This is a genomic window from Streptomyces sp. NPDC102467, from assembly GCF_044765445.1.
In the GTDB taxonomy this organism is placed as follows: Bacteria; Actinomycetota; Actinomycetes; order Streptomycetales; family Streptomycetaceae; genus Streptomyces.
Map to the genome: position 1 here is coordinate 1 of NZ_JBIWKA010000003.1, position 11,879 is coordinate 11,879.

Below are 11,879 nucleotides of genomic sequence, written 5' to 3' on the forward strand. Positions count from 1 at the left end.
GCTGCACACCTACAATCACCACCGCGGACACACCGCGCTGAAAGGCCAACCACCCGTCAGCCGCGTCCCCAACCTCACGGGTCAATACACCTAGGGCTGGTCGGCGGAGTTGGTGGTCGCTTCTTGAGCTCGCAGCATCTGTGCCAAGGCCTCCAGGCTCTGCGCCGCGGCCGCGCCACCACCGCACGTCAACGAAGCGATGAGGCCGCCGAGCAGACCCGCCCGATCAGCGACGATGCGGACCTGGCCCACTTCGACCACAAGGCCGAGCAGATCAAGTCGCAGTCCCTGCGGGATGTCGAGCACGACACAATCCGGAGCAGGCGTTGTCATTCTGGAACTCCCTCCAGAAGAGCTGGGGTGTCCACCCTGTACCCCTTGGGAGCGGTCCACACCCGCCCGCGCGGATGCACCTGATGCCACTTCACCGACGCGTTCGACACCTACGTGTGCACCCGATGAAGCACGGCCGGTCCTTCCACCTCGGAGCAGGAACAACCAGCGGAGCGAGTGCCCGATGGCCGGCCAGGCTACGCCGGAGGAAGTCTCCGAGGGGCGGCCGACGGGCCTACCCTCCATCGGCCGGCCTGCGTACACCGCGCCCCCAAGACGCTGCATGCGCCCGGCACCCCGGACGGGGCGGGCGCGAATCCCGGCGGCGCACGGTACGCACGCGGAGATCATGCCGTGATCATGCCCCTGACCTGCGCCCTGGTGCGCGAGCACGGACATCTTCGTGTCGCGGGTCGAAAATCCGTCGCCCCCGCTCGCCCCGCCCCGTACGGTCTCGGGCGTGTGCCCGCCGTCGGGAGCTCGACGGCTTCGCGCGGGGGCGCTCGGAAAGCGTTCACGCTCCACGCTGAAGGTAGGTCTCGTTCATGGCATGTCGTATCGGTGAACTCGTGCTCGGTTGCCGCGAACCCGAAGTGCTGGCGCGGTTCTGGTGCGAGGTCCTGGACTTCGTCGTGCTCGATCGCGAAGGCGACGAGATGTTCGAGATCGGGCCGCGCGAAGGGTTCGGCGGCGCGCAGGCCACGATCATCCTCAGCCGCAGGGACGAGCCGGAGCCGGGCAAGAGCCGGCTGCACATCGATGTCAACCCCGTCGACCGTGACCAGGACGCCGAGCTCGAACGCCTCCTGGCGCTCGGGGCGCGCCGCGCCGACATCGGCCAGACCGGCGAGGAGCAGTGGCATGTGCTCGCCGACCCCGAGGGCAATGAGTTCTGCCTGCTCAAGGCCCGCCTCAACCCGCTCTGACGGCTTCCGGGCAGCGTGAACTTCAGTCGAAGCGTGCCCGACGCGTAGCTGTACCTGCGCCGACGATCAGCTCATCGGCGCAGGTCAGACGGCATGCAGGAAGCCTGCGCGGGCGGATGCGCGGCGTGCAACCAAGAACATCCGCGGGGAGTCACTTGTGGTCGGAACGGAGAACCACATACTTCCCACGGAGGTACCGCAATGTCTTCTCACCTCATCAGCCGCCGGATGTTACGAGCCGCCTCGGCGCTGACCCTGGCGCTCGGCGCGGGGCTCGCCGCCCCGGCCCTCCTCGTCGGCCCGGCCGCCGCCGCGACGCCCTCGGCCACTGCCGCGCTCGATTCCAGCGGCCACTTCGCCGTGTACACCGCCGCCTCCGGCCAGGCCAACCAGGCGGCGGTCACCGCGTCGAAGGCCTCCGGCTCCGCGGACATCACCTACGTGATCGACGACAGTGTGGAGATAGCCGCCGGGGACGGCTGCGCGTATCCCGACAGTGCGGACCGGACCAAGGTCACGTGCACGGTCACCACGCTGGACAGCCAGGACCCGTACGCCACCCTGGAGTTGAACCTCGGCGACGGCAACGATGTCGTCACCTACGACAACGCCACCGGCCAGACCTACAACTTCGCCTCGATCGACCTGGGCGACGGCGCCGACAAGCTGACCGACACCGGCAGCGTCGACGGCAACGGCATCCGCGGCGGCGCAGGCGACGACACCATCACGGTGGGCGCGGCCGCGGTGGTCCTGGCCGACGACGGCGCGGACACGGTGCACGCCACCGGCGGCGGGGCCGTCATCCAGGGCGGGATCGGCGCCGACACCATCGACGCCGACGGCGACTCCAGCTCGGTCGCGGGCGGCGCGGGCAACGATGTGATCCACGGCGGCGCCGACGACCAGAACCTCTCCGGCGACGACGGCAACGACCAGATCTACGGCGGAACCGGGAACGACTTCCTGTACGGCGGCAAGGGCGACGACATCCTGTACGGGAACAGCGGCGACGACACGATCTACGGCAACAGCGGCAACGACAAGCTGTACGGCGGCCCCGGCAACGACACCCTCTCGGGCGGGCCCGGGACGAACGTCGTGCACCAGGACTGACCTGAGCCGGACAGGGCCGGGCAGAGCGGGGCGGAGCCGGACCGAGGCTCGGCGTCGGTCAGCGCATCACCCGCGCCGCGATCTCCCGGGCGCACGCCATGGCTTCGGCCCGCGTCGTGTCGACGACCACGTCGTACGTCACGCCCTCGTGCACCAACTCGGCCTGGGAGGCGGCCATTCCGGGGACCCGGTCGCCCCGGGCCACCTCCCGGTCCGCCGCCACTGCGGCGTCGCAGCGCACACCGACCCACAGCACGTCGAGGCCCCGCAGCGCCTTGCGCCACTCCGCCTGGGAGCCCGCGCCACCGAGAAACACCTCGTCCACGACGATGTGCGCCCCGGTCGCGGCCGTCGCCGCGACCCCGGCGATCCACGCGGCCTCCACCGCGCGGAATCCGGGGCCGACGGTCACCGAACCGTCGGCCCCGAACTCGATGCCCGCGCCGGTCCTCGGCAGCGCGTCGACGAGCGTGTCCGTGCCGAGCGCGAGCCAGGGCCCGGGGAGCAGGGACTGCAGACAGCGGACGATGCCCGATTTGCCTGAGCTGGAGCCGCCGTTGAGGACGATCACTTGGGTCATCGGGGCACCGTAGATCCGCCGCAGGTACTACGGCCAGCGGATTACCTGGCGAAGTACAGGTACTTCCAGGAGCTGTACGTCGTCGAGTTGACGTTGTCACCGGACGAGCCGTTGACGTAGACCGAACGCACCCGCACCTTGAACCCGGACTGGCCGGGCGCCTCGATGCGGACCGCCGACTTGCCGCTCGTGCCGAGCGCGAAGTACTCCGAGTCGGCCGAGCGCCACTTGCCGCTCGAGTAGACCTGGAAGTCGAGGCGGTGCGCACGGCCCTTGTAGTACGTCATCGTCGTGGTGACGACCGGGTCGGTGCTCTTGTGGAACCAGTAGTACGACGTCGAACCGATCTTGGCCGTCTTGTACTGCCTGGTGACCGCGGTGGAGACCTTCACGCGCGCGTACGCCGTGGACTTGGCGCTCTTCGGCGCCGTACGCGCGTCACCGGCGAAGACGGCGGTGACGACGGTGTCGCGGGCCATGTCGACCGTCGCGGAGAGGTTCCCGCCGGAGTTGACCTTGCCGGACTTGATCAGCTTCTTGGGCCGGTCGCCGCCGTACGGGTCCGCCCAGATCTCCACCGTGCGGTTCTTGTACGTCGAGCCCAGGTGCGCGGTGAAGGAGACGTCCGAGCCGTAGTTGTAGATGTTGCCGTTCTTGTTGACCGTCAGGGTGGGCGTGGTGCGGGAGACGGCGACCTTGTCGGACGCGGAGACCGTGGTGTGCCCGGTGTCGCCCGCGTACGTGACCTTGTAGGTGACGGTGCCGCCGGCCGGCGGGGTGTCGGTGAAGCTGTAGGAGCCGTCGGCCTTGACCGTGGCGGCGGGCAGCGCCTTGCCGCTCGGGCTGTCCAGGTCGGTGCGGGTGACGGCGAGGCGGACACCGGACGACAGCGGCACGGTGGCCGTGAGCTTCCCGGTGACGGTGAGCTTCTTGGCGCGTGTCGCCTTCGACGGGGCGCTCACGGTGAGCGTGGGCACGTTCAGCGTCGGGTCGGTGAGCGCCTTGAGCGTGTAGCCGCCGCCCGCGGCGACCAGCGCGAAGATCCGCGAGGAGTCCGGCGCCCAGGTGAGGCCGCCGACCGAACCCGTGGAGTAGGTGCGCAGCGGCGCCTTGGCGTCGGGCCGGTACACGGCGATCTTGGTGCCGGTGAACTGCGCGACCAGGCCGTTCGCGGCGATGTCGGCGCGCTGCCCGGCCGGGTAGCGGCCCGCTTCGGTGAATCTGCCGTCCGCGTAGGCGTCCCGCATCGTGCCGTTGACCAGCACCTGCGGGGCGCCGGGCACCAGGTCGACGTCGCCGATGCCGTCGTTCAGGGTGTAGTTGCCCTGGTGCCAGGCGGTCAGCTGCGGTGTGGCGCCGGTGACGTCGACGACAGCCATCGAGTCCGTCGTGATGCCGGTCTCGCCGACGGCGAGGAGCCCGGGCGAATTGGGGTCGGTGTCGAGCAGCGCCTGACCCCAGACACCGGGGTGCGGCTGCGGGAAAAGATCCATGGACACGGGGGAGGTCTCGCCCGCCGGATCGACGGCCGGGTCCACCGAACCGAGGTCCCCGTCCCACTGGTCGCCGTACGTGAACCACACCTTGCCGCCGGCGAAGGCGACATGGAGCGGACCTGTGTCGGTCGCCACGGCATAACGGGCTTTGACGTCCAGGGTGGCCGCGTCGAGCGCCACGATCTGGTGGCTGCCGGGCGAGGCGGCGTACAGCGTGGCCCCGTCGGCGGAGAGCGCGAGGTCGCTGACGCCGGCGATGCCGGTCACCGAGTCGACGAGCGTGCCGGAGAAGTCCGCGGCCACGATCCGGCCGGCCGTACTGTCCCCGGCGAAGACCCGCCCCAGAGCGGCGTCGGCGACGATGCCGCCGGGCCCTGCGACGGTCGCGGACGCGGCCGAGGCGGGCCCTGCGACGCCGACACTCAGCGCCGCCGAACCGAGAAGAACCGCGAGCGCCGTCGCGGTAGAGATGCTGCGCGTACGCACAGTCGTGTACCCCCACAAAGAAATCCCGGTGGATGGCCGGGAGATGAGAGCGCCGCGCGACGTCCGGGCCCCGTCACACGGACGGGACCCGGGGCGCGGCTGCTACGGCGCAGCGTATGTCATGGCTGTGACAGTCGAGGAGGGAGTTTCCGGTGCGACAGGGCCACCAACTCGGCCACCGACTCGGCCACCGGCTCGACCACCGCCCCGGCCGCCGCTCCCGACTACCGCGCACATGTGCGCCGTTGATGCGCCCGCCCCACTGGGCATGCAATGGGGGAGGCACTCCGCCGAGGAGGCCACCGAGGAGGGAACCCCATGGCTGCCGAGTCCCGTACGCCCGACCAGACGCCTGAAACTCCCGTTGAAGTGAGCCGTCCTGTCCCGCAGTTGGTGCTCCTCGGGGCCTGCGGGTGCGGCTCGGGCTGCGGCTGCGGCTGCCAGTCGGGCGCACCGTGCCAGTGCGGCGGCTGCACCGGCTGACCCGCCCACGGACACCACAGGGCCCCGCACCTGTCACGGGTGCGGGGCCCTGGCGTACGTATAGATACGTATAGATGCGTATAGAGCGGACGGAGAGAAGAGACCCGTCAGGAGGTCTCTACGGACGTGACCGACGACGGCGACGACGACGATGACGCCTGCGCGTCGTCCACGTGCTCACCCGTCACCAGGTAGATCACCCGCTTGGCGACCGACACGGCGTGGTCGGCGAACCGCTCGTAGTAGCGGCCCAGCAGCGTCACGTCCACCGCCGTCTCGATCCCGTGCTTCCACTTCTCGTCCATCAGGTGCTGGAAGAGCGTGCGGTGCAGCAGGTCCATCTCGTCGTCGTCCTGCTCCAGCTGCATCGCCAGATCGACGTCCTTGGTGATGATGACCTCGGCGGCCTTCGCCATCAGCCGCTGCGCCAGCTGCCCCATCTCCAGGATGGTCGCGTGCAGGTCGTGCGGCACGGCCCGCTCGGGGAACCGCAGCCGCGCCAGCTTGGCGACGTGCTGCGCCAGGTCCCCGCTCCGCTCGAGGTCGGCGCTCATCCGCAGCGAGGTGACCACGATCCGCAGATCGGTCGCCACCGGCTGCTGCCGGGCGAGCAGGGTTATGGCCCGCGCCTCCAGGTCGTGCTGCAGATCGTCGACCTTCTGATCGGCGGCGATCACGCTCTCGGCGAGCTTCAGGTCGGCGTCGAGCATGGCCGTGGTGGCGCGCCCGATAGCCGACCCGACAAGACGGGCCATCTCGACCAGGCCTTCGCCGATCGAGTCAAGTTCCTCGTGGTACGCGTCACGCATACGAACGTTCCCTCTCTGTCCCTGAGCTCTGTCCCTGAGGCTCTCTGAGGCTTTCTCCGTGTGGCCGGATCGGCCCCACGCTCCCACGTTCGCCCCCGTACGCGTCCGAATCCGGCATCCCAAGTGAACCGACCCCGTATCCAAGGTGAACTCTGGGCGACGAGTGTTCGAGCTACCACTCGGACGGCTGTGGAGGACGGGTCGGGGCCGCTTAACCTGATGACATGGACGTGAACGCGGCGGTCGCCGCAGCGGCAGCGATCGCCGGAGTGTGCACCGGTGTCATCGCCATGCTGGCGTTTCGCTGGAGCGAACGCGACCAGAAACGCCCCACCCGCACCTCTCTGCACACGGACCCGGTCCTTCCGCCCGGCGTCGACACGGTCCTCTCGGTCCTGCGCTCCTCCGCCGTCGTCCTCGACGAGGGCGACAGCGTGGTCAAGGCCAGCTCGGCGGCGTACGCGCTCGGTCTCGTACGCGGCGGAAAGCTCGCCGTCGAGCCCATGCTGCAGATGGCCCGCGACACCCGGCGCGACGGCGAGATACGCCAGGTCGAGCTGGACCTGCCCCGGCGCGGCACCGGCCGCGGCGACGCCCTCGCGGTCTCCGCCCGCGTCGCCCCGCTCGGCTCCCGCCTGGTGCTCCTCCTGGTCGAGGACCTGACCGAGGCCCGGCGCATCGAGGCGGTACGCCGCGACTTCGTCGCGAACGTGAGCCATGAGCTGAAGACCCCGGTCGGCGCCCTGTCGCTGCTGTCCGAGGCCGTCATGGACGCCTCCGACGACCCCGAGGCCGTCGAGCGGTTCGCCGGCCGGATGCAGATCGAGGCGACCCGCCTGACCAGCCTCGTCCAGGAACTCATCGACCTGTCCCGGGTGCAGAACGACGACCCGCTGGAGGACGCCGAACCGGTCCGCGTCGACGAGCTCGTCGCCGAGGCCATCGACCGCTGCCGCCAGCCCGCCGCCACCAAGCAGATCACCATGGCCGCCGGCGGCACCGCCGACCTGCAGATCTGGGGCAACCGGGGCCAGCTCGCCGCGGCCCTCGGCAACCTGGTCGAGAACGCGGTCAACTACTCGCCGGCCCGCACCCGCGTCGGGATAGCCGCCCGCCGGGTGAGCGCGCCCGGCGGCGACCTCATAGAGGTGGCCGTCACCGACCAGGGCATCGGCATCTCCGACAAGGACAAGGAGCGCGTCTTCGAGCGCTTCTACCGCGTCGACCCGGCCCGCTCCCGGGCCACCGGCGGCACCGGCCTCGGCCTCGCCATCGTCAAGCACGTGGCCGCCTCGCACGGCGGAGAGGTCACCGTGTGGAGCTCCGAAGGACAGGGCTCCACCTTCACGCTGCGGCTGCCCGAGGCCGCCGCGCCCCGCCTCCTCCAGAAGACCCCCCAAGACTCAGGCCCCGGAGACGTACGCGACGAAGACGACGCACACGGGCCCGACCGCACCACCGCATACGAATCCATTCCCGCAGCCCCGTCCCCGGAGGTCCTTCCGTGACCCGAGTGCTCGTCGTAGAGGACGAGGAGTCCTTCTCCGACGCCCTGTCCTACATGCTCCGCAAGGAGGGCTTCGAGGTCGCCATCGCGGCGACCGGCCCCGACGGCCTGGACGAGTTCGAGCGCAACGGCGCCGACCTCGTACTGCTCGACCTGATGCTGCCCGGCCTGCCCGGCACCGAGGTCTGCCGTCAGCTGCGCGGCCGTTCGAACGTCCCGGTCATCATGGTGACCGCCAAGGACAGCGAGATCGACAAGGTCGTCGGCCTGGAAATAGGAGCCGATGACTACGTCACCAAGCCCTTCTCCTCACGCGAACTGGTCGCCCGTATCCGGGCCGTCCTGCGCCGCCGCGGCGAGCCCGAGGAGGTCGCCCCGCAGGCTCTGGAAGCGGGCCCGGTCCGCATGGACGTGGACCGCCACGTCGTCACGGTCTCCGGCTCCAAGGTCGACCTCCCCCTCAAGGAGTTCGACCTCCTGGAGATGCTGCTGCGCAACGCGGGCCGCGTTCTGACCCGTATGCAGCTCATCGACCGGGTCTGGGGCGCGGACTACGTCGGCGACACCAAGACCCTGGACGTCCACGTGAAGCGCCTGCGCGCCAAGATCGAGCCGGACCCCGGGGCCCCGCGCTACTTGGTGACGGTGCGTGGCCTGGGCTACAAGTTCGAGCCGTAGACCGCCCCCCCAGTAGACGCCCCAGTAGATGTAGGAAACGCCTGAGGGCGGACCCCGGTCCGGGGTCCGCCCTCAGGCGTTGTCACGCGGCTCTCACACGTACGGCTCAGTGGCCGGCGGCGCTGTTCGTGGCGCTGCCCGTCGCGGTCGCCGTGGCGCCCGTGTTCGGCGACGAGGTGTCGGACGCCGAGTTCGAGGGGGACACGGTGTTCGACGCGCCCGCGTTCGGCGACGAGGTCGTCGAGGCGCTCGGCGTCGCCGGTGCCTTGCTCGGGCCCCACTTCTGGAAGTAGCTCTCGGCCGGCACCACGAACGCCCTCAGCTTCACGGCGCCGGTGTCGCTGAACGTGAACGTGATCGGCTGCGCGTTCCCGTCGAGGACCGCGGTGCGGCTGTTGGGCAGCTCGGCGGAGGCGTTGCCCTTGCCGCCGAGGACGACCGACCCGCCGGCCGGAACCTTGATGGTCGAGCCACCCTTGGCGTCCGTCAGCTTCGCGGTCTTGTCCACGCCGTCGACCGTGATCGAGTCGAGGGTCTGGTCCGACGTGCCGGAGTTGAAGAGCGTCGCGGTGACCACGGCCGGGCCCTTGGACGTGCGGTCCGGCTGCGTGATGACGGTGGCGTTCTGGATCTTGATGTCGCCGACCGAGGTCTCGGCGTTGTCCGGCTTGACCTGGAGTGTCTGGGCGTCGTTGCCGGCACCGCACGCAGCGAGCGAGGCGATCGAGAACGCGATGGCGGCGGCGGCGAGGGCGCCGCGTCGAAGGCTGCTGCTCACGGCGGCGGCATCTCCTTGAACGGGGGCGGAGCGACGGCATCCACAGGTTGTAAAGCCGTCCTAAGGGACTGTCAGCGGCCTTAGGCTATCGAGCCGTTCCCACGCCACCGCACCCGACCCGCCCCTAGCGCCCTTCTGGCGGATCGCCGCCGGATCGCCGCCGGATCGCGCCGGTGCCCAGCCTCCGGTCTCCCGCGTCCTGAACACCTCGTGCTTCTCGTGCGCCCCACCGGCACCATTGACCCCCTGTTCACCATTCACATAAGTGCCGTCCACCCGTCCGTGCGGATATCCGGTAAGGAATGCATGGCGGTCCGGAAAAACGATCATCCGGCGCCGGGAATCCCGATGATTGCCGATGATCAATTCCGGATTCGTCTCGAACGGGCCTCCGCGTCCCCGAACGGAGTAGCGGAAGTTCAACGCTTCGAACTACGCAAAACGGGACGTTCATCCCCTTGCGGGCCTGTTCAGGCGCCTGTGGCGCGAGTGTTTCGGGCCTGCCGAAGAGCCGCTCCGACCTGCGAATACCGTGCTCCGCTACCCCTCCGCAGCACGTTCCTGTTGTTGTTGTCAAGCCCCGAGATATGCCCTGACCTGCGAAAACGCCATTCAGAACCCGCAGTTTCCGTGTTACCCTGGATAGCCACGGAAGGGGTACCTGTCACATGACGTTCAAGGTTGGCGACACCGTGGTCTATCCCCATCACGGGGCCGCGCTGATCGAGGCTATCGAAACTCGCCAGATCAAAGGCGTGGACAAGACCTACTTGGTGCTGAAGGTCGCCCAGGGCGATCTGACGGTGCGTGTGCCAGCGGACAATGCGGAGTTCGTCGGCGTACGTGATGTGGTCGGTCAGGACGGGCTCGACCGGGTCTTCGAAGTACTGCGCGCGCCGTACGCCGAGGAGCCCACGAACTGGTCGCGTCGTTACAAGGCAAACCTGGAGAAGCTGGCCTCCGGCGATGTCATCAAGGTCGCGGAAGTTGTGCGTGACCTGTGGCGTCGGGAGCGTGAGCGCGGACTGTCCGCGGGTGAGAAGCGCATGCTCGCCAAGGCTCGCCAGATCCTGGTGAGCGAGCTCGCTCTCGCGGAGAACACGAACGAGGACAAGGCCGAGGCCCTGCTCGACGAGGTTCTCGCGTCCTGATACGCGCTGCCGCCGCGTAGGAACAATGCCGTGGTGCCCGCTGACGCTTATGGTGTCGCCGGGCGCTGCGGCATGTCCGTACCCATATGCATTTTTCCCTGCAGGGACACGCCCGTACTTGGGTGTGCCGGGCCCGGAACGCTGGCTCGACCAGTGTCACGGAAGGGTCCGGTCAAGAAGTCGCGCCCGACACGATGTGGCCATACCCACCACCCCCGAGCGCACAAACCTGAACGGAACCGATGTCTGACGAAACGCGTCCCGTTGCTGGTGGCGCCCGTACCGCAGCCGTGATTCCGGCCGCTGGACGGGGCGTACGCCTCGGTCCTGGCGCCCCGAAAGCGCTCCGTGCGCTGAGCGGCACCCCGATGCTGATCCACGCGGTCCGCGCCATGGCGGCGTCCCGCTCCGTCTCCCTCGTCGTGGTCGTCGCACCGCCGGACGGCGCAGCCGAGGTCAAGTCGCTGCTCGCCGATCACGCGCTCCCCGAGCGCACGGATTTCGTGGTCGTGCCCGGCGGTGAGTCGCGTCAGGAGTCCGTGAAGCTCGGGCTCGACGCGCTGCCGGCCGGTATCGACATCGTGCTCGTGCACGACGCGGCCCGGCCGCTCGTCCCGGTCGACACCGTCGACGCGGTCATCGAGGCCGTACGCGACGGAGCACCGGCCGTCGTACCGGCGCTGCCCCTCGCCGACACCGTGAAGGAAGTCGTGCCGACGGCCGACGGCACGCCCGAGCCCGTCGTCGCGACACCCCCGCGGGCCCGGCTGCGCGCCGTGCAGACGCCGCAGGGCTTCGACCACGCCACGCTCGTACGCGCCCACGAGACCGTCACCGACGACGTCACCGACGACGCGGGCATGGTCGAGAAGCTGGGCCTGCGGGTCGTGCTCGTACCCGGACACGAAGAGGCCTTCAAGGTGACCCGGCCGCTCGACCTGCTGCTCGCCGAGGCCGTGCTCGCCCGCAGGAGGGCCAACGATGGGTTCTGAGACGACCCCCTTCCCGTACGCGCTTCCGCAGGTCGGCATCGGGACCGACATCCACGCCTTCGAAGAGGGGCGGGAGATGTGGTGCGCCGGGCTGAAGTGGGAGGCCCCCGACTACGAGGGGCCCGGGCTCGCCGGGCACTCCGATGCCGACGTCGTCGCGCACGCCGCCTGCAACGCCCTGTTCTCCGCCGCCGGGGTCGGCGACCTCGGGCAGCACTTCGGCACCGGGCGGCCCGAGTGGGCCGGCGCCAGTGGCCTGACACTGCTCGCCGAGGCCGCGCGCATCGTGCGCGAGGCCGGATTCACCATCGGGAACGTCGCCGTGCAGGTCGTCGGCGCCCGGCCCAAGATCGGCAAGCGGCGCGACGCGGCGCAGAAGGTGCTGTCGGAGGCGGCCGGGGCGCCGGTGTCCGTGTCCGGCGCCACGACGGACGGGCTCGGGTTCCCCGGGCGCGACGAGGGCCTGATGGCCGTCGCGACCGCGCTCGTGGTGCGCACCGCCTGACCCTGCGCACCGCCTGACCCTGCGCACCGCCCGACCCTG

At 69.8% G+C, this 11,879-nt stretch carries 12 protein-coding genes; 7 read left to right on the forward strand and 5 right to left on the reverse strand.

The genetic code is table 11. The features are described from left to right. Nucleotides 1-90: 90 nt before the first annotated feature. On the reverse strand, nt 91-333 hold the full coding sequence (locus ACIREE_RS05860) for a hypothetical protein (protein WP_404146866.1): 243 nt from the start codon (nt 331-333) through the stop codon (nt 91-93). 545 nt (nt 334-878) lie between these two features. On the opposite strand from ACIREE_RS05860, the gene ACIREE_RS05865 reads away from it, so the two are divergent. After that, on the forward strand, nt 879-1,259 hold the full coding sequence (locus ACIREE_RS05865; RefSeq protein ID WP_404146869.1) for a VOC family protein: 381 nt from the start codon (nt 879-881) through the stop codon (nt 1,257-1,259). Between the two features lie 201 nt (nt 1,260-1,460). Further along, nucleotides 1,461-2,375 (forward strand): calcium-binding protein, encoded by a 915-nt coding sequence (locus tag ACIREE_RS05870; RefSeq protein WP_404146872.1) that lies wholly within the window; start codon nt 1,461-1,463, stop codon nt 2,373-2,375. 58 nt (nt 2,376-2,433) lie between these two features. On the opposite strand, the gene cpt is transcribed toward ACIREE_RS05870, so the two are convergent. From cpt to phoU, 3 genes are all read right to left on the reverse strand, one after another. After that, complete coding sequence (gene cpt, locus ACIREE_RS05875; RefSeq protein WP_404146876.1) at nt 2,434-2,955, reverse strand: chloramphenicol phosphotransferase CPT; 522 nt, start codon at nt 2,953-2,955, stop codon at nt 2,434-2,436. 41 nt (nt 2,956-2,996) lie between these two features. Continuing rightward, nucleotides 2,997-4,937, reverse strand: a complete 1,941-nt coding sequence (locus tag ACIREE_RS05880) for a YncE family protein (protein WP_404146879.1) — start codon at nt 4,935-4,937, stop codon at nt 2,997-2,999. A gap of 590 nt (nt 4,938-5,527) precedes the next feature. Further along, the gene (gene phoU, locus ACIREE_RS05885) at nt 5,528-6,229 is read right to left on the reverse strand and encodes a phosphate signaling complex protein PhoU (RefSeq protein ID WP_404146882.1); all 702 of its coding nucleotides are present in this window, start codon (nt 6,227-6,229) and stop codon (nt 5,528-5,530) included. A gap of 224 nt (nt 6,230-6,453) precedes the next feature. Here phoU and ACIREE_RS05890 point away from each other — a divergent pair, with 224 nt between their 5' ends. Then, the gene (locus ACIREE_RS05890) at nt 6,454-7,737 is read left to right on the forward strand and encodes a sensor histidine kinase (protein ID WP_404146885.1); all 1,284 of its coding nucleotides are present in this window, start codon (nt 6,454-6,456) and stop codon (nt 7,735-7,737) included. Then, nucleotides 7,734-8,414 carry a response regulator transcription factor gene (locus tag ACIREE_RS05895; protein ID WP_018527980.1) on the forward strand — a complete coding sequence of 227 codons (681 nt, stop codon included), beginning with the start codon at nt 7,734-7,736 and terminating at the stop codon, nt 8,412-8,414. The genes ACIREE_RS05890 and ACIREE_RS05895 overlap by 4 nt, the downstream gene beginning before the upstream one ends. Nucleotides 8,415-8,520: 106 nt before the next feature. On the opposite strand, the gene ACIREE_RS05900 is transcribed toward ACIREE_RS05895, so the two are convergent. Next, nucleotides 8,521-9,192: a DUF461 domain-containing protein gene (locus ACIREE_RS05900; RefSeq protein WP_404146888.1), complete on the reverse strand. Its 672-nt coding sequence runs from the start codon at nt 9,190-9,192 to the stop codon at nt 8,521-8,523. Between the two features lie 668 nt (nt 9,193-9,860). Here ACIREE_RS05900 and ACIREE_RS05905 point away from each other — a divergent pair. The 3 genes from ACIREE_RS05905 (at nt 9,861) to ispF (ending at nt 11,840) form a co-directional block, all read left to right on the forward strand. Further along, a complete protein-coding gene (locus ACIREE_RS05905) occupies nt 9,861-10,343 on the forward strand; it encodes a CarD family transcriptional regulator (protein ID WP_003953493.1) in 483 nt (160 codons plus the stop codon). A 242-nt stretch (nt 10,344-10,585) separates the two neighbouring features. Then, a complete protein-coding gene (ispD, locus tag ACIREE_RS05910) occupies nt 10,586-11,335 on the forward strand; it encodes a 2-C-methyl-D-erythritol 4-phosphate cytidylyltransferase (RefSeq protein WP_404146891.1) in 750 nt (249 codons plus the stop codon). After that, nucleotides 11,325-11,840, forward strand: coding sequence for a 2-C-methyl-D-erythritol 2,4-cyclodiphosphate synthase (gene ispF, locus ACIREE_RS05915; protein WP_404146893.1), 516 nt, complete (start codon nt 11,325-11,327; stop codon nt 11,838-11,840). The genes ispD and ispF overlap by 11 nt, the downstream gene beginning before the upstream one ends. Nucleotides 11,841-11,879 lie beyond the last annotated feature (39 nt).

Excerpts from the sequence above, each read along its gene's own strand:
- ispF (WP_404146893.1), top strand. The coding sequence starts at position 11,325 with ATGGGTTCTGAGACGACCCCCTTCCCGTACGCGCTTCCGCAGGTCGGC.
- cpt (WP_404146876.1), bottom strand. The coding sequence starts at position 2,955 with ATGACCCAAGTGATCGTCCTCAACGGCGGCTCCAGCTCAGGCAAATCG.
- phoU (WP_404146882.1), bottom strand. The coding sequence starts at position 6,229 with ATGCGTGACGCGTACCACGAGGAACTTGACTCGATCGGCGAAGGCCTG.
- ispD (WP_404146891.1), top strand. The coding sequence starts at position 10,586 with ATGTCTGACGAAACGCGTCCCGTTGCTGGTGGCGCCCGTACCGCAGCC.
- ACIREE_RS05860 (WP_404146866.1), bottom strand. The coding sequence starts at position 333 with ATGACAACGCCTGCTCCGGATTGTGTCGTGCTCGACATCCCGCAGGGA.
- ACIREE_RS05905 (WP_003953493.1), top strand. The coding sequence starts at position 9,861 with ATGACGTTCAAGGTTGGCGACACCGTGGTCTATCCCCATCACGGGGCC.
- ACIREE_RS05865 (WP_404146869.1), top strand. The coding sequence starts at position 879 with ATGGCATGTCGTATCGGTGAACTCGTGCTCGGTTGCCGCGAACCCGAA.
- ACIREE_RS05890 (WP_404146885.1), top strand. The coding sequence starts at position 6,454 with ATGGACGTGAACGCGGCGGTCGCCGCAGCGGCAGCGATCGCCGGAGTG.
- ACIREE_RS05870 (WP_404146872.1), top strand. The coding sequence starts at position 1,461 with ATGTCTTCTCACCTCATCAGCCGCCGGATGTTACGAGCCGCCTCGGCG.